This is a genomic window from Enterococcus sp. HMSC076E04 (assembly GCF_001814285.1).
Lineage (GTDB): Bacteria > Bacillota > Bacilli > Lactobacillales > Enterococcaceae > Enterococcus_B > Enterococcus_B lactis.
The window spans coordinates 31,074-52,237 of sequence record NZ_KV815553.1 but is presented as its reverse complement, the minus strand read 5'-3'; the positions used below and the strand labels follow the sequence as shown (position 1 = coordinate 52,237).

Here is a 21,164-nt window from a genome sequence, read left to right as displayed (position 1 = left end):
TTTTCTATTTACACAAAATATTTTACACTCTCAAGTAAAAGTGATAGGATAAAAATCTTTATAAAAAAACTCTTGTTAAAAGTAATTCTATTAGCTTATAATGTTGGTATTAGTTCTGAAGCCAACGGAACACTAAAAAATTCTAGTAGAAAAGTTAGTTACAGACTTTCTACTATGTATGAATGTAACGAAAAAAATAGCGAAAAAGATAATTAAATAAGACTACCAATCTTATTTAATGGAACTTCTGTAGTAAGAAAAACGATTTGGCAATCCACGAAGTCCACCAAGATGAGCTACCAACTCATTTTAATTTTTGCACGTTTAAAGTTTAGCATTTAAGTGCTTACTCTAAAGACATAGTGTAATTTTAGGACTCCTTATTACGGAAACTAAAGTTATCCTATGTCTTTTTTGCTATTCAAAATTGATAGCAAGGAGAAAGTGCAATGTTGAATAGTTGCGAGTATGCGGACATTTTAGCTAAAATTCTTAAAAATGGAATTAAACAGTTTGATAGCAAAAATTTAGTTGCATTTAAAAAGAATAGTAATAAGATCGGCGCTATTGCCGGATTTACTTCTAAAAACAACATGATAAAGACTAAAGGTCTTATATATCGTTCTATTGATCGTGTTTTAGCAGATTCAGATGTTTTAACACACTGGACCCCTAATGTGTATTCATGGCTTGGTGGCGGTGAAAACAAAACGATTTTTGGTCACAAAGAAGCTAACTTAATTCAAATTAATACTTTTGTTGCAGATATTGACTATCCGATAGGAGAAAAGAAAACGGACTTGAATTTACTAGTTCTTTATCTATTGGAAGAGGGATTATTGCCTACACTGATTGTAGATACACCAAAAGGTTATCATTGCTATTTTATGATTCAAAACTATAACCAAGAAAATGATTCATTTGATAAGGCAAGCTATATCTCTAATACGAATGATTTTAAATCTCTGAGAGTTGCTAAAAGAATATCAGAAAATATTAGAAAATCTATCAAAAATCGTTTGCCACAAGTTGATATGGGCTGTAATCATTTTGGAATTTTCAGATTTCCAACTAAAAAAAATATTGTACATTATGAACCCAATTTCGTAGATACGTTTGAAGGGTATTTGAAATGGTCAAAAGCCTTTGAAGAAAAAGAATATGCTTTAAAGAGGTCTAACTTGTCATTATTAGCTCCTAATTATACCGGTAAGAAAGGGTCTACACGACAAATTGATACTAAATGGTACGACTTTTTAATTCATACGGATATTGCTGAAGGAGATAGAAATAAAACTATTTTTACCTTAGCCCTGGCATGTAAATCAAGTGGCTTATCTATTGGCGAGTGTATGGATCAATTGGATCAACTTCAATTTAATAATGATTTGTCCTATTCTGAAGTTGAGAGAACAATAAGAAGCGCATATCGTGGTGATTACAAAGGCGCTAAAAGCTCATATGTCAATGAGATTATCGAAAATTATGCTACGCCTACCGAATTTGAAACATACTCAATAAATGTAAATAGACAAGCTGTTAAACGTAAAGGAAATCGTGTCGATCCTTCTAACTGGGTGAAATTTGCTAAACCTAGAGAAGAACGAAAATATAGTCACTTTGAAGAAAGTAAAGCTGATTTACTAGCTTACTTAGAAAGAAAACAAAGATCATTGAAAAAGAATGAATTGCTTTTAACTATCTCTATGGCGACTATATCTAAAGAAACACTAATCCCTGTATCTACGTTAAAGGTGATTCTAAAAGAGCTTAGAACAGCGAATACAGTGATATTACAAACGTCTCGTGGTCGATATGGATCGACTAAAATAGCAACAAGTAAATTTGTGGAAGCTAAAATATTAAGTGCAGTTATTCAGAATAAAAAAGATAAACAAGTATTTGTCTTAGAATTATTAGGAACAGCAAATAAACACGTAGAAACGGTTTTAAGGCGTTATGAGGATAAAACAGTACCATTCCATACGAACATACTGAAAGAGCGAGAAAAGAGCAAACATGCGCCAATTAGAGGAGCTAATACAGGTTAAACCTATATTTATTTTTTAGATTTTTAAATAGCTAAATTGCCAATTAACATATCTTGTGCTTTTGCGTCTTACCACGTCCTGTTTTAACGTATACTATTCTTAGTATTCTCTTTTATGTATGGGGAGAAAATATTCTTATTTGTGTCTATCCTTTGAGCCACGTGTACGGAATATGCTCTATAACTGCATATGCAGTTATAGTTAGAGGAGGAAGATTTGGTGTGTCTGTAAAGAAATATGTTTACTCTCACCCGATAAATGTATTTATTATCGGTAAGTTAGGTTTATCTGTTGAAGTGTTTTGTGAGTTATATGGATTTAAACAAGGTACTTTATCGTCTTGGATTACTAGAGATCGTGAGATAGATGATTTTCCTGTTTCTTTTTTGTATGCTTTGTCTTTAGCTTCAGGAGAGAATATGAATGAGGTTTATGATTGTTTAAGTGAGTATGAAAAAGAGTATAAAGAGTACTTAAAAGTTTCAGCACCAAAGCGAAACAAAAAATATATTGCAGAATAAGGAAGCAAGAAGAAAATAGTTTGTTTTTTGACTACAAGTAGACTGATAGTAACTCTGCTTTTGATAATTTGATATTGTCTGTTTTTTTGTTAGAATTAATATATATCAGGTATATAAAAAAGGAGGCTATTAATGAATATTGATGGGATTTATAATGAATCAGATTTTAAAAAAGGTATGATAGATATTGATAGAAAAGAGTATTTATTTCCTGATGAAGTAGGTTTATTTAAAATTGAAGGTGAAACTGTCTGTAGGTATTGGGGGAAGAAGGGAAATATAATTTTATTGGTTCATACGGTTGAAGGAAGAAAATTAAAGTTTTCCTTTTGGAGTAATACAAAATATTGTTGTGAGCCTGTACCTAAAAGGAAAATAGATGCTGCTAAAGAAAGTGTGCGATTTTTACCTGATCGTTCAAAAATAACTTTAATTTGTGAACGATCAAGTAATGCTAAATTTACGAGAATTAGAGATATATTGTTTGAGACTACAAGTAGTCAATAAAGTAATTATTTTTGGTTAAAAATCGATTGAAGAAAGTGGAGGAAGTATATGGCCGTAGTTATATTAGCAGAAAAACCAGATCAAGGAGCAAAATTTGCTTCAGCATTGGCCGGAAAAAAATTGCCGAAAAAAAGTGGGAAGTATGAATTTCAAAGTGAAATATTTGGAGATACTATTGTTACTTGGGGAATAGGACATTTGGTAGGATTATCATTACCTGAGAAATATGAGTGGTTGCCAAATAAAGATAAGTGGCATTTAGATAATTTGCCATTTCTACCTAAATTTAATGAATTAAAGTATGAAGTTTCTAAAGGAAAAAACCAGCAATTTTCAATAGTGAAGTCATGTTTAGAAAATGCAGATGAAATAATAATTGCTACTGATCCGGATAGAGAAGGAGAAAATATTGCTTATAATATTTTCAAATTATGTAAGCAGTCGATTTTTAATAAACCGATAAAAAGATTATGGATCAATTCTTTGGTTCAAAAAGAGATTATCCAAGGATTTAAAAATCTGAGAAATTCTGAAGAAACAATTTCTTACTTCAAAGAAGCTAATGCAAGACAAATTGCTGATTATCTAGTTGGGATGAATTATACAGAGTTGTATTCATTAAAGTTGCAAGAGAAAGGTATATCGGGTGTGGTATCACTCGGTCGAGTTCAGACACCAGTAAACACACTTGTGGTTGAAAATGATTTGGCAATTAAAAATTTTAGACCGGAAAAATATAAAACAATTGAATGTCATACTACTGATAAACAACCAAAAGTAATATTTAAGAATAGTTTTGAATATTTTAAGTTAGAAAAATTTGAAGAAGATACTAAAAAATTCGGTCTTGATTCCGCCAGTACTGGAATCATAAAACAAGTTGAAGTTAGTAAAAAGCAAACAGAACCACAAAAATTGTTTAGTTTGGGTGGTATTCAAGAATATGCTAATAAAAAATGGAAATATTCTGCTAAAAAAACAGATAAAATTATCCAAAGTCTCTATGATCGTGGGTATTTATCTTATCCAAGAACTGATAGTGAATTGATAACTACAAATGAATTTGAGTATTTAAAAGCGAATTTAGAAGTCTATAAGAGTGTGTTAGGGATCAGCATTGATACACCTTGTTTAGAGCCTAAAAAGCGTTTTGTAGATAATGATAAAGTATTAGAGCATTATGCACTAATACCAACAATGGATGTTCCTGATATAGCAAATCTAACAATAGATGAAAAAAATATTTACGAGATTATTGCTAAGCGTGCATGTCTAATGTTTGCAGAACCTTACAAATACGAAAATACAAAAGTTACACTAGATGTAAACGGCTTAGAATTTTCTACAAGTGGTAATGTACCTATATCTTTGGGGTGGAAGCAAGTAGATAGTAATTTAGATGAATCTGATGATAAAGAGGAAACATTACCAAAATTTCATGAACAAGAAACGATAAATATAGATATTAGATTCATTGACAAATTAACTAAAGAACCTAAAAGGTTGACTGAAGGTAAACTTTTGGGTAAAACCGGTGTTATGGCAAAATTAGGGTTAGGAACGCCCGCTACACGTTCTAATATTGTAGATACTCTTCTAAATAGGGAATATATTAAAATAGAAAACACGAATGTTTATCCTACTCCAAAAGGATATTTATTATGGGATTTAACAAAGAATAAAGACCTATTGATTGGAAAACCAGAAAATACAGCGATATGGGAAGAATCACTTGGGAAAATTGCGCAAGGCAACTATACTCAGGAAGCCTTTTTAAGAAATATTTATAACTATATCAATATGACTGTTTCAGATTTGAAGAAACTAGAATTTACTTCTGATTATTTAGAAAAAACGGTAAATCAAAATAAATTTGATATAGGTAATTATCAAGTAGAAGAAAAAAATAAAGTTTTTTCCATTTTAAATAATACTAGTGGTGAAAATTTCATTATATTTAAAAAAATATCAGGAAAATCAATCAATAAAAAAATACTTCAAGAACTATTACAAAATAATCGTACAGATAAAGTCCTTTCCGGTTTTAAATCGAAAGAAGGAAAAGCTTTTAATGCAAGATTACTTTTCGATCCAAATGTAATGAAAGTGACGATGGAATTTGAAAAGAACAGTCCAAATGGCGATAAAAAAAGCATATACGATATAGTAAATGGTTATGAAGTGGTTGAAAAAACAAAAGTATTTGAAATAAAGGAACTAGCTACTGGTGATATTTTTATTTTCTATAAAAACAATAGTGGGAAAACTCTGAGTTTAAAAATGGTGAAAGAGTTATTAGAAAACGGGAAAACTAAAGAAAAAATAACAGGATTTATCAGTAAAGACAATAAAAAATATAGTGCTTTCCTTATTTTTGATAGTAAAAATAAAATTATAAAAAAAGAATTCTAATGCTTGATGGCAGAAAAACAATTGTTTTTCTGCCTAATTTTATTCAAAAATATTGAAAATATAGGTATACTGAATTAAAGAGAAATAAAAACACCATCTGAAGGTTAGTACAAAAAGTAAAAGCAAATTGTAGTGCTGTTATATTGAATGAGAAGGTAAATAATACCGTTTTGATATGTATAGTGTATTTCACCAGTAAATTGGCATAAACTCGAATATAACTTCATGAATTAAGTGTAAAATAAGTGCAATTAGTTTGAAAATAGATTAGTGCCTGTTAATCTTAACATATAATATACAATCCATTGGAAAGGGGAGATCCAATGAATCTGAAGAATCCAAATTCAAACAAATCAACGCTCTATGTAATTTCAGATGATTATATAAATAAGCTAAAAAAGGTAGATTATAGAGTTCAAAACAATTATCGAGAACAACGGTTATATTTCAAATCAGACTTGAAAATTTTAGACAGAAATGAAGATATTAATTATTATGTTCCATTGGCTTCAGCAAAAGAAAATCAACGTTCTTTGACTAATAAATCAGTGTTTAAGATTTATGGTGATCGAGAAGAAAAAGATTTTTTAGGAGTCCTTCATATAAATAATATGATTCCGGTACCAAAAGATTGTGCAAAAGTGTGGTCACCTAACAGCCCAAGTATTGATGAGAAGTATAAAATGTTAGTAATTAAGCAGGCGAAGTACTTAAAATCACATGAGCCTGAAATAAATGAATCATGTAAATTACTTTATAATTCAAAACTAGGAAAGCTTGATCCTAGTTACTTTAAGAAAAATCGAAAAGAAGTAATTACTTATCAAAAAATAATGACGAATGTAGAGTCGTTGGAACCTGTTAGTATAGCAGAATCCCGAAAAAATACTCTTGTACAAACTCGAAGTATAGATATAGAGTAAGATAGGCTAAACCTATCTTATTTTATTATTTATATCAGACACGCATTTAAACATAGTAATATAGCATAAAACTTAAAGGATGATTTCTATGGCGAGACCGAGAAAATACAAAACTGAAGAAGAAAGAAAAGAAGCACTAAAAAAAGCAAGAAAAAAATGGGTTGAAAAAAATCAGGAAACTATAGCCTATATAAGAGCTAAATCATTTGCTAAGAAATTTATTGAAATGTCCGAAGATGAGGATATTGAATTACTGGAAAAATGGCTTGATGAGCGGAAAAATAATAGACAAAATGATGAATAATAATAGTTGACTACAAGTAGTCAAAGGTGTAGAATGATTTTAGGGATAGAAATATCCCTTTTCTAAAAGTCCAATGACTACAAGTAGTCAAAAAGAATCGGGAATAAGAATACCGATTTTGGCCTAACGAAAGGAGGATATATGTATTTAGGGGAACGATTTATTAAATAAAATTCTAAAATATCAAGTAATATAAGAGTATGATTTTTAAAATGAGTGTTGTTTAATTTAAATAAATATTTTCCTAACCCCTATGTATTATTTGAGGGTTATGTAGAAAAAATATTGAAATTATTTAAAAACCGCTCATAATGGAAAATAATGAATTCTATTAATAAATCGTTCACTTTTGATATTTTTTAATAGCCTTTTTTGTAGGACTTTTAGAGAATTTTTTTGTTATCGGTGATTTATAAGGAGGGGCTAAATTTGATAGAAAATAGAGTTCTGGGTTTCGTGGAGTGTAAAGATAATATAGACGATACTTTAGAAGTCCTTGAAAGTATTATATTTAACACTAAAGTTCTCGATTTGAAAGCAGTTAATGGTGATATGGTAACTCATATCATATTAGATGAAATGAGCGCAAAAGAGATTGGTGAAACTTTAATAGCATGGGCTAAAAAAGAGCTATAGAGATAATTTTAAAAAAAAGAGGCCAATTGACTACAAGTAGTCTGTATAGTATAATAAATTATCAAAAGTGAGGTATACATGATGAAATCAAAGTTTTTGGGATATGTAATTGCAATCAATATGTTTAAAGGGGGAGTTGGAAAGTCAACTCTTACTCAACTAATGGCTGATATTCTATCGGCTAGGGGCTTTAAAGTTTTAGTTATTGATGTTGATCCACAGGGAACAGTAACCAAAAAATTTCAAAGGCAATATGATTTAAAAGTAGTTGGGAAAATGACATTGTTTGAAGCAGTAATTAATATGTCTTTCTTAGATTGCATTTCTCCTGTAAAAGAAAATTTAGATATTGTACTTGGATCAGAACAAATGTCGAGGTTTACTAAAGTTTTAAGAGATATGTGGAGAAGTACTGGTTTTACTGATGAAGGCGAAGAAGTTTTTTGGAATTTATTCAATTATATGATCGGTAACGATAATTTAAGAGATCAATATGATTTTATTTTGTTTGACACTATTCCTACAGTTTCAGAATTTACAGATAACGTTTATGTGGCTAGTGACTTCTTAGTAATCCCTACCCAAACAGAACAAGATTCGATAGATAATTTGCATAGTACCGTTACTAATTATCAAACTGCTGTAAAAGAAGTAAATGGAGACTTAGAAATATTAGGCATTGTTCCATATCTAGTAGATACTAAACTAAAAACAGGATTAGAACTTCTGTCAGAACTTCAAGAAGAGTATGGAGATTTAGTTTATTCGAATATTGTTTCTGAACGAGGAGTAATTAAACGTTGGGGCAGAGAAGGACTGAATAAAGCTATCCCACATTCTAAAATTGCTTATAACATGTATGTAAATATTGTAGAAGAAACGCTAATACGTTTAGAAAAAGCTACAGGAGAAAAGATTTTAGAGCATGTTTAGGAAAGGTGTTGCATGATGTCGAAAACTAAAAAAGTAACTAGTGCCGGCAATAATGGTTCGGGAAATCCGTTCGGAATAAAAAGCGGTAGTGGTGGATTTAATATAGGGCAACAAATGCTAAAAGGCAAAGCTGGCATTAAGTCCACTGGTGATAAACGAAAATCTGTTAGAGTACCGGTGGACTTATACGACGAAGTTGTTAAGGACTTATCATATGGGGCTAAATATTCATTAATGACAGAAATTTTAGCTGCTTTTTTAAAAGAATTCGAAATACACGAAAATAGTATAGTTACTGATTTTGGTAAGTTGAAAACGAGGCCGGTAAAAATTTCTGAAGAAGCCTTTAAAGTTTTGAAAGTTATAAAATTTGAAACAGATCAATCAAATACTAATATTATTGCTTCAGCTTTGACATGGTATCTTGATAAAAGAAAAGGAAAAGCATAATGAAATGAGGTAAGACTATGGATCATAAATCAAATTATTCATACAAAGAAAATTACGTTTGGAAGTATGTAGTGGGCGTCTTTCTATTGGTAGGCGGAGTTATTGCACTGGTCAAATGGGCTATAATTCCTAATTCATTAGTGTTTATCAATTGGTTTGTTCCAAATTTTTGGAGTTTTTTTGGCTATATATTGATAATCTGGTTTATGTTTAAAGTACTTTCTTTTTTCTGGTCGCCTATACATTTTATGCTTGGAAAGTGGTCTTACCTAATTCTAATAGCAACAGCTATTTATATCATTATGCAGATTAGCTAATTATGCAGATTTTAGAAGACATTAAAATTTACTGGAAAAGGATAATAGGCTATACATTAATTCTTCTTGGAGTAAATTTAGTACTGTCGATGATAGCGTTAATCTTTGTTAAACAAGAACAAGACAATGTAACTGAAATAGTATCGTTTACTTCAATTTTGATAAGTGGGATTTTTGCTCCTTTCTTTGAAGAAACCTTAATGAGAGGAATTATTCAAAATCAGTTGAAAGTGAAAACAAATTTGTCTACAAGAAACATATATATAATCGTTGCCATTTTGTTTAGTTTATTTCACTTAAATCTATATTTTGTTCCTTATCTCATGACGAGTTTAATTTTGTCTTTTGTCTATGATAATTCAGATAAAAGGCTGATTGTTCCAGTTACTATTCATTGTTTTTACAATTTAATTGTAATACTGTTAAGTATAGTTTTTTACAATTGAAAAAAATGGACAAGACCCTACAAATACAAGGTTTTTGTCTATTTTTTTTTATTAGTTTTTATCTATCTGGTTGATAGAAATTATCATAAATGATATAATTAAGTGTGAACTGATTTAGTTGGAAAAATTAAAGGAGTTGATAGCTGTTGGCAAGATCAAAAATTGACAAAATTGAACAGACTAAAAAAGATCAAAAAGGTTTTAAAAATAAAACAAAATTTTTTAAAGCTGAAGACGTTAAGAGGATAGCATGGTCTGTAAAAACATTTGATGAAGATCGTTATGTTAAAGTTTCAATGAATGGTCTGTTTGTACAGCTTGGTAATTTCAGTAATTTTAAAACTATTGATGAACTTTATCCGGAAATAAGAAATATTGTGGATAGTAAAGGTTTAATCGTAGCTAAACGGAAATCAAGAAACTCTGGTCTTGCTTATTGTAAAGACAAAGGGATCATGATTCCGGCCTAAATCAGTGAATTTGTTCCTTGAAAACTTAATACTACTCGTACTGTAGCAATGTTGCTATGTTACAGATAAAAGCGTAAGGCTAACAAGCAAAATAGCAACCAAGCATACTGTTATTTCCTTTGCCAAGAGGTATACAAATACGTTAGCAATAGAAATAATAAGGTTAGTATTTCACGCCAAAAAATACAAAAGTCGATCCATTGAAACTACTAATTATGAGGTGGCGTAAATGGTAATTATTCAAAATTTCTATCTAGGAAGAACCTATGAAAATCGTCCTAGAGATCAGAATGTTGACACTAAAAAATTCAGCACAGTAATAAATGTGCTAGATACAGGGTAACTCTTTACTACAAGAAATGTAGTAAAGAGTTGATATGATTCTTTATTACATTTCTTTCTAAAGGAAGTGTGATAATGAAAAAACTAAAACTGATTAGCGTTGCTCTAATCAGCCTAATCACTTTATCAACAGCTCGCCAATCAGTTGTTTCGGCTGAAGGAACGTCTACTGCGGAAGCGGTAGTAGAAGAGTCTGGTGATAAAAAAGTTGCTATAGACGACAAAGTGAAAAACGAAGCGGAGAAAGCAACTGTTATTCAAGGTGCGGATGGCCAATTTTATGTAGTTGCAAATGAATCAGACAAAGATAAACTAATTTCTTCTGAAACGCCACAAATCGCTGAGAAAACAGAAGGAGACTTTACGGCTGTTGAAGTAGGGATTGATAAAAAACGTCAAGAAAAAGCAGATCAGGCAGATCAAGAAATCAAAGACTTTGATGAAATTGATCGAAATGATGTGGAATCGCTACAATCGGCAGTCAATAGTGAAGACCTTCCATTTATTGAAGAAGATCAAGTTGCTGATGAATTGTCAAAAGCAAAAAATTTAGAGGAATCCGAACAGATTTTGATGCAAACACGTTTCTTTTATGCAGAAGAGATTCTTAATCAAACGAACAATCTGAATGACGTTCCTTCTATGCTAAAAGAAAGTAAAGTTGCCTTACTGGCTTCTGTATCAAAAACAGTATCTGAAACAACAATCAATCCGCCTTCCGGCTATCCTTGGTTAATGTATATTGTTCGTAGCAACGGATATTCTTATACAGAAGATCGTGGGATTCGTCGGACGATCGATGGGAAAGATGCGTTTTGTTTACAAGCAGGGGTTACGGCGGCTAAGACTTATACTGACGGCGGCAGTAGTTACTTGAGTACTTCTCAGAAAGAAATGATTACGTCCATAATTAGTGCCTACCGTGAATTGGGTGGTTGGACAAATAACGATGCGGGGAAACAGCGATGGATGGCTGCACAGATTCTTGTTTGGGAAAACTCTAATGAGAAGCCGAAAAGTATTACAATCACACCAAATCATAAAGCTGGCGTGACTGATTGGAAAAGCAAAATTACAACTCGTGCAAGTCAGATTCGCACACGTCCTCAATGGGATGCAACATCAAAAACAGTTTATGAAGGTGAAAAAGCTACCTTTACTGTGAAAAATAGTTGGGGAGATCATAATCTCTACGTAGAATCCGTCAGTGGTGGCGCAAAAGCGACTATCAGTGGAAATAAATTGACAGTTGATACAAGTGGATCAACTGCGACAAAAATCACGGTCAACATGGTAAAAGGGTCAAAAACAAACGAAAAATATCCGACTACTGTATGGGTGAACGGTTCCTATCAAAAACTGGTCACCGGTTCTTTTTATGTTTCAACTTCTGTAACTGTGAATGTGAAGCGAAAAGGGACAGTTGATGTCTTGAAAGTAGATGCCGAAACTAAAAAGCCACTAGCAAATGCAACTTTCCGCTTTACGTATGATGGCAAGACTAAAGACGTAAAATCTGGAACGGACGGGAAGGCAAAACTAGGGGAGCGATTAAAGGCTGGTACAGTTGTCAAAGTGAAAGAAATAACTGCTCCTTCAGGATATCAACTGGATTCGAGTGAATTTTCAATTACAGTTAAAGAAAATCAAAATGTTACCACTACAAGAACCAATAAGAAGTCTACAGGTTCTGTAGAAATTGAGAAAATAGGCGATTTGGATGAATTAGGATTGCCTAATGTAGTATTCACGATCTACAGTTCCGATAATAAAATTGTAAAAGACAACTTAAAAACAGATAGCAATGGGAAAATAAAAGTTGATGAGCTACAATTTGGTAAATATTATGCATTAGAAAAACAAGGTGTTACTGGGTATGATCCCGATGGGAAAAAATACAATTTTGAAATAACCCAAGATACGTCTTCCGAAAAACCGGCCAAAGTGAAAGTAACCAATATCTATGAGGTATCTGTAAACGAAAAAGTATCAGATATGAATGAAAATCAGGTGTTAAAAAATGTTTGGTCAGCTGATCCAAACGATTATCTTCAGTATGACATTACAACAGGAAATCTAAAAAAATCCGGAGAAAGAAACGTCCAAAGTTTCACTATCGAAGGGTTTTACGATAATAAAAATGTAGATGTTTCAAAAAGTGAAGTATATGTTGGATCAACAAATGTAACAAATTCTTTTGATATTAATAACGACATTGGCAACGGAAAAATAATCGCTAAGGCGAAGGCATCCGTGTTAACGAATGATGATTTTTATAATAAATCCTATAATTTACGGATCACTATGAAAATAAAAAAATCTACGCTTGAAAACACTGAAAAGCAAAAACCGTTAACGATTGTTAAAAACAGTAAAATTACTGTCGGTTCCAAAATATCTAAGTCTGCGAATTCTAATGATGTAGAGACGGTTTTATATTCAAGAAAAATTACTATCAATCATATCGATGAAAAAGATAAACACCTTTTGAAACAAGATATTGATTATAAATACGATGGTGAAACATATGAATATAAACCTAGAATAGATTTGTTTGATAATAATGGAAATAATTATAAATCTGATGTAGTCCATAAAGGGAAAATTGAAGGAAAAGATACAGTTTTAACCACTCCTTATCATATTCCAGTGTTTTCTGTGAATGTGGATCAGATTCAAATTGATACGGCTAGAGCAGTTAAAAATGGCTATTTACCTACAGAATTAATACTAAGCAAAAAAGAAGAATATGAAAAAGAGTTAGAAAAAATTGTGTTTAAAGTGAGACTTACAGATATAGATAACAATAAAGTTGTTTATGATGAAAACTTCAAATACAAAGAATTTAATAGTCATATGTCGATTGATTTGCCTACAGAGTATTTAACAAAGAATAAAAAGATTAATTATAGTATTGATATTCTTTTAGTTGAAAATCCAGATAAAAATAAGTTTGAAACTGAAACCAAGGATTTAAGAACGATCGGTTATACTTCTTCTGAAAAAGTTTTAACGAACAAAGATATGACAAATAACCAAGTCAACTATTCAGCAGTAGTTAGAACAGTGAAAGAAAGAGCGAGTAATAAACCGGTTAAAGAGTTCATTGAAAGTATCAATTATAAATTTACTGATAATACGAAAACAAAAACAGGATATGGTATATCAGTTGATTTAGAACCAACATATAGAAATGAAATTGGGAAGCAAATAGATATGAAAGTCTATAGTTATCCGATGAATGAATTGATTGACAGTAAAATTGACGAAATCTATCAAAGTGGGAGAAAAGAAACAGAAGTTAAGATGGATCGCTTAAAGAATGATGGGAAAGTTGAGTCAGGTATTAACACTCAAAATCTTTCATTCAAATTTCCACATATAAATATCGAAAGAAAAACTGGAAATATATATGCTGACAGTCAAAAAAATGATGAATCTATTAAGTATGAATTGATCGATGGTGGTAGAAAATTATATGTGCCTATTTGGTGCGATTTGGGGAATTATTCTATTGCTATCAAAAGTAGTAACTTTGGTGGTAACTATATCTCGTTGGATATGAACCAAAACATAGATGTTTATGCCTATATGTATGCAACGATAGATAGTGAAACTAAAAAAGAAGATGAATTATTGCTTGAACCTGTTTATCCAGAATCCACATTGCCAGATGGTTGGAACAAAAATGAAATTGATTGGCTGAATAAATAAGTTTGAAAAGTTATTATCTATCTGATAGAATTAAACAATGATATAGGATGGTGATAGAATGAGGGTTCAAAGCTATGGTAACAGTGTTTTTGATGTTAAAAGAGAATTTCAAGATTCGAGAAGAAAAACCAAAAAGCTGATAGCTTACTTCATTCTATCAGCTATCGTTTTCTATATTGTAAAGTTTGTTTTGGAATTAAACTCAATGGTATTCACGGATATGGTTCATAAAATGTTAAATGGAGAATCAATAAATTTTAACTTTGATTATATGCTTGAAAAAGCACAGAGTAATCAAGTTGTGGCTTTTCTTGTGAGTACCTATTATTTTATTGAAAAATCTATTTTTTCTTTAAAAGATTTTTTCATGGGGTTATTTACCAAACTAACAACGTTTTACAATAAAATTTTAAAAAATTAAGGAGGAAGTTTGAATGTTAGATCAGAATACAGACAGAAGTTGGTGGATGATTGGTTCCGTAATCGTAGGTGCCATTTTGATTGGAACAGCTAAAGTAGCTTTTCCTGAAGTGTTTGATACAGTAATTACATTTTTCAAAAACATGATCCCTACAAACTTAGGTTAATTCCACTAAAAAATTCACGTTGTTAAATGCGTAGAAAAACAATAAAGAAGAAAAAGGGCTACATAAAGTGATTTATGTAGCCCTTTTTTTGGATGGAAGTGATGTAATGCTAAGAGATATGCCTAAAATGATCCTTCTGATGTTTGTTGGGTTCTTTTTAATTTTAGTGATTGCGTACTATTCATTAAATGGCTATACACAAGATTCTTCTGTGAAAGGTATGCAAGAAACATTAAGGACTACAGCGATAGCAAATAGGGATGATAGTATTCGTGTAGAAAAAGGGCGATTTGCTTTAATTAAGTCTGATTTTGAAAAAGATTTTAAAGAAAAATTTGGGAAAAGTAAAAACCTAAATAATGAAATCACTGATTACAAATTTGATTACCTTACAGATGGGAAGGATGGTATTAAAGCAATTAAAGTGAAGGTTGAAAGTGGATCAAAAGAATATCAAGCAACTTGTATTTTAAATGTTGCAAATGATTAGAGGTGTGAAATTTGCGTGTTGTAGAAGAAAAGAAAATTTCTCCAAAAATTAAGGAATCTTCTAAAAGTAAAATTAATATCGCAAGTATTATAAAAAAAAATGGAATTAAAGAAAACTCTGAAGCGATAGAAGGGAACCTTGATTTTTTAACTAAGCTTTTAGAAGAAGATAGTGGAAATTATGAACCACCAATTGAAAATGCAAAATTGAATATGATTCGTGATGATTTAACAAGAAACTATTCCCAAGAAGTTTTACAAGCTTTAACCGATGATGAAATCAGACAAAATCTCGTACAGGTTGTTCTAAAAGAACATGGTACTTTCTTTAAAAAAGATAAGGAAGTTGCAGAATATGTGGTACGTGAATGTATTGGAACAGGAATCATTGAGAGAATTATGACCAACGATGAAATTACAGATGTTGGGTGGAATGGTTCTCAACTTAGTATTGAAACCAATACTAATAAATGGTTGCTTGACGGTGATAAACTAAATATTACGCAAGAATATATTGAACGTGTTATTTCTAAATATGCTGTTGTCAATGATCGTGATTTTAATAGTGGTAATCCTGTCATGGATGGAATGTTTAAAAACGTTCGTATATCAGCTACACACATAGATAATTCACCAGATGGTTCAACATTTTCTATGCGTGTGGCAAGGCCTAGATTAGCATTGAATAAAGAAAACTTTGAAGATTTTGCTCCTGATTATATTTTAGAGCTATTTGAGAAAATGATGAAAACAAAAGCAAATATCTGTATATCAGGGGAGACAGGCACAGGTAAAACGGAACTTCAAAAATTATTGCTAAGTTTTATTGATAATCATGATCGTATGATTATGATCGAGGATGTTCAAGAAACACATGCTAAAGAATTGTTTCCAGATAAAGATATATTCGCTTGGATCACCACTCCAAAAAAAGCAATTTCAGATTTAGTAAAAGCTTCTCTTAGAAATAATCCACGATGGATCATTGTTTCAGAAACACGTGGTTCTGAGGCGTATGAAATGCTTCAAGCGGTTTTGTCAGGTCATTATGTTGTGACAACACTTCATGCGATTAATGCACGTGCAATACCCAGACGTTTTGTAAATATGTGTGCAAGTGGTTTTAAAATAAACGAAAATGCAGTTGAGGAAGATATAAATCGTTATTTCGATTTTGGCGTTCATATCAAAAAAACAGTAGTTGATGGTAAAGTGATTCGTTATTTGAATGAAATTGTTGAATTTTCTGCTGACGAACCGACTACAGTTTTTAAGCAAAAATTTATCAACGGAAAGTTTGTCACTGAAAATGGTAGTCTTTCCGAAGAATTTAAAGAAAAAATGGCTGAAAAATTTATTACGTTTGATTTTCCTGAAGAACAAACCAATGCAGAAGAATCGCTTCCTGAAGAAGAGGTGATTTAAGTTGAAAGTACAGGCTATGACAAAGCGAAAAGGCCTCATGGATGTTTCGGAGCTAAACGCTTATCAAGTTGCGTATGGAAAACCGCTAGATTATAAGGATTATTTAAACTATGTTGGATTACCTTGTTTGTTTATGGGGATTTTTTCTTTCGCTTTATGTTACTACTGGTGGATTGCTTTGATTTGTGCGGTAATTGGAGGCGTATATGGTTTTAAAGTTATAATGCCTAAAAGTATTAAACGCTCATATGAATTAAAGAGTTTACAGGAAAGAAATAAATTTGTTAACAATATGACTCAAATTTTGACTGATGACAGTAAAACAGTTACTAAAGCGTTAGCTATAGCAAAACAGCGAACAAAAGGTGAATTAAGAGAAGATATTCAAATCTTAGAATCACGTTTGCAAGGCGCTGATAAATTTCAGATTGCTGAAGCTTTTCGTGAAATCAACAATAAATATTATAGTGATGTTGTTTTTACACAATACTTTGAGCAATTAGAAACAGCTATTTATGAAGGTAGAAATAATTCAGATACTATGAAGCAAATAAAAAGTTATCACAATGATGTAAAACGTAAAACAGAAGGTTTTATGAGAATCAAAGACGGTTATCTTCAAGATATGAAGCAAATGATGTTTATTGTCGCTATCTTTATTGGAGCTATAACTATTGCTTTTGGGTTTTCAACTTTCTATGAAGGCTTTGCTCGGTCACCTATAGGATGGGTATTCGGTTCTATTTACTTTTTGATTATGGTTAGCTTCGTGAAGTCATTTTTTAAACATTATTTTGATGATGAAATAATGAGTTTGGGGGTAAGCAATTAATGAAAATTAAGGCTTTAAAAAGGAAAAGAAAATCAAGCGTTAGCCCCTTGAAAATTACGAAAACAGAACATAAGAGCTTTTGGATTAAATTGCTAGGTGATGTGTATTATCAAAAATTACGTGAAATGAACAATTCCAATGTTGCTATTATTAAATGGCAAAAGCAACGGTTAAAAAAGTCATTGATTTTTATCGTGGTCGGATTTTTAATGTATCTATTTTTAGGGAAAGAATGGTACTACTTAGCCGGAGGGATTGCTATTTCAGTAGGTTTTTATGTTTGGCAAGCAAAATCAATTAATGGTATCTATAATCAATTTCGGTTTGAACGACACCTACAATTTAGCAAATTTACACGGCTATTGATCCCATATCTGAAACAAAAAAGAGATGGGGGAAATTTATATGGTGTTTTTGCAAAAATCGTAAAAAGACTAGATTATGATACCGATAAAAAGCTATTAATGAAGCTTATGCAAGAAATGACAGATCAGCCTAACGATATTAGACCTTTTACGGAATATGCAGAACAGACTTCTGGAACAGATATGTCTATATTATTTATGTCTACAGTTTATGATATTCGACAAGGTTCGGCAGATTTAGATGTGATCGAAGAGCTAGATCGATTAGCTTCTGAAGAATTAATGGCCGGAATCGATTCAATCATTGACTATAAGTCGAGGCGTTTTGTCTTCTTTCCTACAAAAATTGCAATGACTTCATTTATTTTAGTTGTCGGTTTTGCAGTAGGAGTTCTTTTCATGAACCTAAAAGATATTAACTTTGGGCAATAAAGGAAAGGAGAAAGTCAATGCAAGAACAATCCGTTATGGAAATCATTAAATGGTTTATAGGGTTAATTATGATTATGACAATGGTTTCTATAGGACTCTTTTGTGTTCGATTACAAGATATTAATACTTTTAAGCAACAAGTAAATTATCAAATCGAACGAAAAGGAGGTCTAACTACAGAAGCTGTTGAAGCTATCGACAAGTATTCGGATACTAATTATGATGGGCGTTTTACAATTGAAAGCGATAAGCTAAATCAGAAGGTATCTTACGGAGAAGAAATTGATTATACGATCAAAGCAACTATTCCAATTCAAATTTTACCGCTTCCTGATGTATCTTTATCGTTTAAAGGAAATAGTGTTTCTCAAATAAGATGAGAGGAAGGATAGAATGCAAGAGAATAATGTTTCCAGAATAGTTTATTTGATTGGCGGATTGATAATTTTATCCTTAGCTATTGCCGGTCTTGTAGAGCATTGGCCGGAAATAAAGTTGTTAATAAAAAATTTTTATGACAATAAAATGATTAAAATGTAGGAGGTATAGATTTGGAAACAATTCAAGAAAATCGTAAGGATAATCAAGAAATCATTGAAAAGAACAAAAAAACAAGAAAAAAGAAAGTAGATAAATTTACAGAAATGACCGATAAAATCATTGAAAAGAAAGGACTTAAACCTAAAGATTTTGACCGTCAAGCAATTAAAGAAGCACGACAAAAATTGTATGACGATTTTGTTAAAGAAAACATATCACAGCTTTTAGATTAACAATTAGGGGGAAATAAAATGAAGAATTTAGTTATCAGCAAGTTTTCAATGTTACCAAGAATGGATTTTTTCGATAATGTAAGTAAGTTTATGTCAAATATGACTTCAAAACTACAAGGAATTTCGTTATCTGTAATTATCTTTTGTATTGTGGTTACTGGTTTGATGTTTCTTTTCGGAGAAGGGCCAAGTCGTACTGCTAAAAAATGGTTAACGTATATCGTGATTGGAGCTGTAATTATCTTTGGAGCTTCAACTATCGGACAAACGATCAAGTCCGTTGGTGGTTTCTAAGGGGAAGCTTCTTAGAACTAAAAAATTCGCAAGTATTGCATGAAAGAGCATTGAGTGATTAATGCTCTTTTTTATTTTGAAAAACTATAAACTAAGGAGATTTAAACTATGAACCAGCGATTCGAATATAATTTTGAAGATGTAGAACCTAAGTTGTTGAAAAAAGGAAAAGGATTAAAAAAGAAAAACAAATATACTCTCAAACAAGCAGAAGCACTAGTAGGATGGATTCAACACAATTGGTCAGACAAGACAACCATTACCTTGATCTGTTCAGACACAGAAGAAGGAACAAAGTATGCTTTTGATGGAATTGAAATTACGCCATTTTCGATAGGCGGACAAGAAAAACTTCTGTTTTCTGATATTGAAGGACAAATTTTACAAGCACCTGACAGCATGATTTCCGATCCTAATAAACTGATTTTGGATATTAACGATCAATACAAACATGAACCAGATGTAGCAGAACCAACAAAAGAATCAAAGTCAAAATTAAATCTGAAGCTTCCTTCAGTAGTATTACCATTCGCTAAGAAGAAAAACAAACTTATGAACGAATTGATTGAACCAGAAGAAACAGATATTTATGAAGAAGAATTAGAAGAACAAGAAGAGATTGAAGAATTAGTTGTTTCTTCTGAAGAAACAGAAGAAGTAGAAGAAATTGAAACTGTTTCTGAAAATGAAGAAGAAATAGAAGAAATCTTTGACTTTGAAGATGAAGAAGAAGTGGAAAATGTAAAGAAAGACGGATTGACTACAAGTAGTCAAAATGGATTGGTAGCTGTAAACGATCCGCAAGTTCCACCGTATGTGCCTTCTCAAGCTCCTAATTACACTCCACAGTATCAAGCGCCTAATGTCTTACAACCAATAAGAAAACATGAAACAGTGCAGTTAGTTACCCTTAAAGAGTACTGTGATTTGGGAGAAGAAATCGAAACTTCAATTTCTCAAATGGTCGAAAAGTTGAAACCCGAATCATTATTCAAATTCATAGGGATTCCTTCTACAGGTCTTACAAATACTCGTATTGATGAATATAGAAGTAATCATGCTATGTTGAGATTAGCTGAAGTAAAATTTGAAAATCTAAGAGAGCATTATTCACGGCAAATTATTTCTTTTAAAGCAGAAGCATTAGATCGTTTACGAACTGCGGTAGATATTGCTTGGAAGAAGCCTTACGATTTAGATGTGAAGAAAGACAAGGCAGAAGAGTTATCAAAAATGGAAGTAGAAGCAGAAGATAAATTAAATGAGTTCGTAAAACGTCAGGAAAACAATGTAAATGATAAAATCAAAAAGTTTGAGATCGAACAAGAAATAGATTTAAAAAACTTTATTGCGAGACAAGAGGCAGATAAAGCGGTATTTATTGCTACAGAGAAAGATCGGACTCAAAATTTGATTGATTCTAAAGCAGAATCAATCAATGCAGATTTACTTGAAGCAAAAGATAAATTTATAGATGAAGAAATGTACAAAATGAAAATTGAAATGAACAAAAATTTATTTGATGGTAAGCAAAAAATTAAATCAGAATTGGCTACTGAACTCGCTAAGGCAAATGACAATGTTTGGGAGAATGCACTGAAATTTATTCAAGAAATTCAAGAAGAAATTGAAACTAAAACACCAATTTGGGCAGCTGAAATCAAGGAGTTTAATAGTTTAGAAGAACAAGAACATAAACGTATGAAGCAAACTAAAGAACTTGAATTAAAAGAGGAAAGTATTGAAATCAAGCGTTTAGAAGCTGAAATGAATTTGAAGCGTATGGAAGAATTAGATCATGAAAATAAAATGCTTAAAATTAAACTTGAAACGGCTCTTTCAAAAAATGAGTTACTAGCTATGGAACAAGATACAAAGCAAGTGGTGAATGGATCAAACAGAGTTGGCGCACTTAATTTATTTAGTAAACGTTAAAGGAGA

Annotated in this window: 24 protein-coding genes; all 24 read left to right on the top strand. The window is 31.4% G+C overall.

Going from position 1 to position 21,164, the window contains the following annotated elements; genetic code table 11:
• Positions 1 to 216, top strand: a 216-nt coding sequence (locus tag HMPREF2961_RS15490) for a hypothetical protein (RefSeq protein ID WP_218083189.1), incomplete at its 5' end; no start/stop codon positions are given.
• Positions 217 to 449: 233 nt separating this feature from the next.
• The gene (locus HMPREF2961_RS00505) at positions 450 to 2,051 is read left to right on the top strand and encodes a primase C-terminal domain-containing protein (RefSeq protein ID WP_070703691.1); all 1,602 of its coding nucleotides are present in this window, start codon (positions 450 to 452) and stop codon (positions 2,049 to 2,051) included.
• A 221-nt stretch (positions 2,052 to 2,272) separates the two neighbouring features.
• Positions 2,273 to 2,572 (top strand): type III secretion system protein PrgN, encoded by a 300-nt coding sequence (locus tag HMPREF2961_RS00500; RefSeq protein ID WP_070703689.1) that lies wholly within the window; start codon positions 2,273 to 2,275, stop codon positions 2,570 to 2,572.
• A 132-nt stretch (positions 2,573 to 2,704) separates the two neighbouring features.
• Positions 2,705 to 3,079, top strand: a complete 375-nt coding sequence (locus tag HMPREF2961_RS00495) for a DNA topoisomerase (RefSeq protein ID WP_070703686.1) — start codon at positions 2,705 to 2,707, stop codon at positions 3,077 to 3,079.
• Between the two features lie 48 nt (positions 3,080 to 3,127).
• Positions 3,128 to 5,491: a type IA DNA topoisomerase gene (locus tag HMPREF2961_RS00490; protein WP_070703684.1), complete on the top strand. Its 2,364-nt coding sequence runs from the start codon at positions 3,128 to 3,130 to the stop codon at positions 5,489 to 5,491.
• A gap of 323 nt (positions 5,492 to 5,814) precedes the next feature.
• The gene (locus HMPREF2961_RS00485) at positions 5,815 to 6,414 is read left to right on the top strand and encodes a type III toxin-antitoxin system ToxN/AbiQ family toxin (RefSeq protein WP_070703682.1); all 600 of its coding nucleotides are present in this window, start codon (positions 5,815 to 5,817) and stop codon (positions 6,412 to 6,414) included.
• 88 nt (positions 6,415 to 6,502) lie between these two features.
• On the top strand, positions 6,503 to 6,718 hold the full coding sequence (locus HMPREF2961_RS00480; RefSeq protein WP_230079254.1) for a hypothetical protein: 216 nt from the start codon (positions 6,503 to 6,505) through the stop codon (positions 6,716 to 6,718).
• Between the two features lie 429 nt (positions 6,719 to 7,147).
• Entirely contained in the window at positions 7,148 to 7,354 is a 207-nt protein-coding gene (locus HMPREF2961_RS00475) for a hypothetical protein (protein WP_033795272.1), read from the top strand.
• An 81-nt stretch (positions 7,355 to 7,435) separates the two neighbouring features.
• Complete coding sequence (locus HMPREF2961_RS00470; RefSeq protein WP_256277949.1) at positions 7,436 to 8,287, top strand: ParA family protein; 852 nt, start codon at positions 7,436 to 7,438, stop codon at positions 8,285 to 8,287.
• 15 nt (positions 8,288 to 8,302) lie between these two features.
• Positions 8,303 to 8,737, top strand: a complete 435-nt coding sequence (locus HMPREF2961_RS00465; protein WP_230079255.1) for a hypothetical protein — start codon at positions 8,303 to 8,305, stop codon at positions 8,735 to 8,737.
• Positions 8,738 to 9,056: 319 nt separating this feature from the next.
• On the top strand, positions 9,057 to 9,500 hold the full coding sequence (locus tag HMPREF2961_RS00455) for a CPBP family intramembrane glutamic endopeptidase (RefSeq protein WP_070703678.1): 444 nt from the start codon (positions 9,057 to 9,059) through the stop codon (positions 9,498 to 9,500).
• Positions 9,501 to 9,646: 146 nt separating this feature from the next.
• Positions 9,647 to 9,970, top strand: coding sequence for a hypothetical protein (locus HMPREF2961_RS00450; protein WP_070703676.1), 324 nt, complete (start codon positions 9,647 to 9,649; stop codon positions 9,968 to 9,970).
• 417 nt (positions 9,971 to 10,387) lie between these two features.
• Positions 10,388 to 14,026, top strand: coding sequence for an MSCRAMM family protein (locus HMPREF2961_RS00445; RefSeq protein ID WP_083314184.1), 3,639 nt, complete (start codon positions 10,388 to 10,390; stop codon positions 14,024 to 14,026).
• Between the two features lie 58 nt (positions 14,027 to 14,084).
• The gene (locus tag HMPREF2961_RS00440; protein WP_002362725.1) at positions 14,085 to 14,447 is read left to right on the top strand and encodes a hypothetical protein; all 363 of its coding nucleotides are present in this window, start codon (positions 14,085 to 14,087) and stop codon (positions 14,445 to 14,447) included.
• A 13-nt stretch (positions 14,448 to 14,460) separates the two neighbouring features.
• Positions 14,461 to 14,613 (top strand): hypothetical protein, encoded by a 153-nt coding sequence (locus HMPREF2961_RS15260; protein WP_002362727.1) that lies wholly within the window; start codon positions 14,461 to 14,463, stop codon positions 14,611 to 14,613.
• 67 nt (positions 14,614 to 14,680) lie between these two features.
• Positions 14,681 to 15,103, top strand: a complete 423-nt coding sequence (locus tag HMPREF2961_RS00435) for a hypothetical protein (RefSeq protein ID WP_002362729.1) — start codon at positions 14,681 to 14,683, stop codon at positions 15,101 to 15,103.
• A gap of 11 nt (positions 15,104 to 15,114) precedes the next feature.
• The gene (locus tag HMPREF2961_RS00430; protein ID WP_070703672.1) at positions 15,115 to 16,527 is read left to right on the top strand and encodes a CpaF/VirB11 family protein; all 1,413 of its coding nucleotides are present in this window, start codon (positions 15,115 to 15,117) and stop codon (positions 16,525 to 16,527) included.
• A gap of 1 nt (position 16,528) precedes the next feature.
• Positions 16,529 to 17,359, top strand: coding sequence for a hypothetical protein (locus HMPREF2961_RS00425; RefSeq protein ID WP_070703670.1), 831 nt, complete (start codon positions 16,529 to 16,531; stop codon positions 17,357 to 17,359).
• Positions 17,360 to 17,406: 47 nt separating this feature from the next.
• A complete protein-coding gene (locus tag HMPREF2961_RS00420) occupies positions 17,407 to 18,156 on the top strand; it encodes a hypothetical protein (protein ID WP_256277948.1) in 750 nt (249 codons plus the stop codon).
• Between the two features lie 17 nt (positions 18,157 to 18,173).
• Positions 18,174 to 18,536 (top strand): hypothetical protein, encoded by a 363-nt coding sequence (locus HMPREF2961_RS00415; RefSeq protein WP_070703668.1) that lies wholly within the window; start codon positions 18,174 to 18,176, stop codon positions 18,534 to 18,536.
• Between the two features lie 13 nt (positions 18,537 to 18,549).
• Entirely contained in the window at positions 18,550 to 18,696 is a 147-nt protein-coding gene (locus HMPREF2961_RS15255; protein WP_002362754.1) for a hypothetical protein, read from the top strand.
• A gap of 11 nt (positions 18,697 to 18,707) precedes the next feature.
• On the top strand, positions 18,708 to 18,929 hold the full coding sequence (locus HMPREF2961_RS00410) for a hypothetical protein (protein WP_002362756.1): 222 nt from the start codon (positions 18,708 to 18,710) through the stop codon (positions 18,927 to 18,929).
• Positions 18,930 to 18,947: 18 nt separating this feature from the next.
• Positions 18,948 to 19,223, top strand: a complete 276-nt coding sequence (locus HMPREF2961_RS00405; RefSeq protein WP_002362758.1) for a TrbC/VirB2 family protein — start codon at positions 18,948 to 18,950, stop codon at positions 19,221 to 19,223.
• Positions 19,224 to 19,379: 156 nt separating this feature from the next.
• Positions 19,380 to 21,158, top strand: a complete 1,779-nt coding sequence (locus tag HMPREF2961_RS00400; protein WP_256277947.1) for a hypothetical protein — start codon at positions 19,380 to 19,382, stop codon at positions 21,156 to 21,158.
• The last annotated feature ends 6 nt before the right edge of the window (positions 21,159 to 21,164 follow it).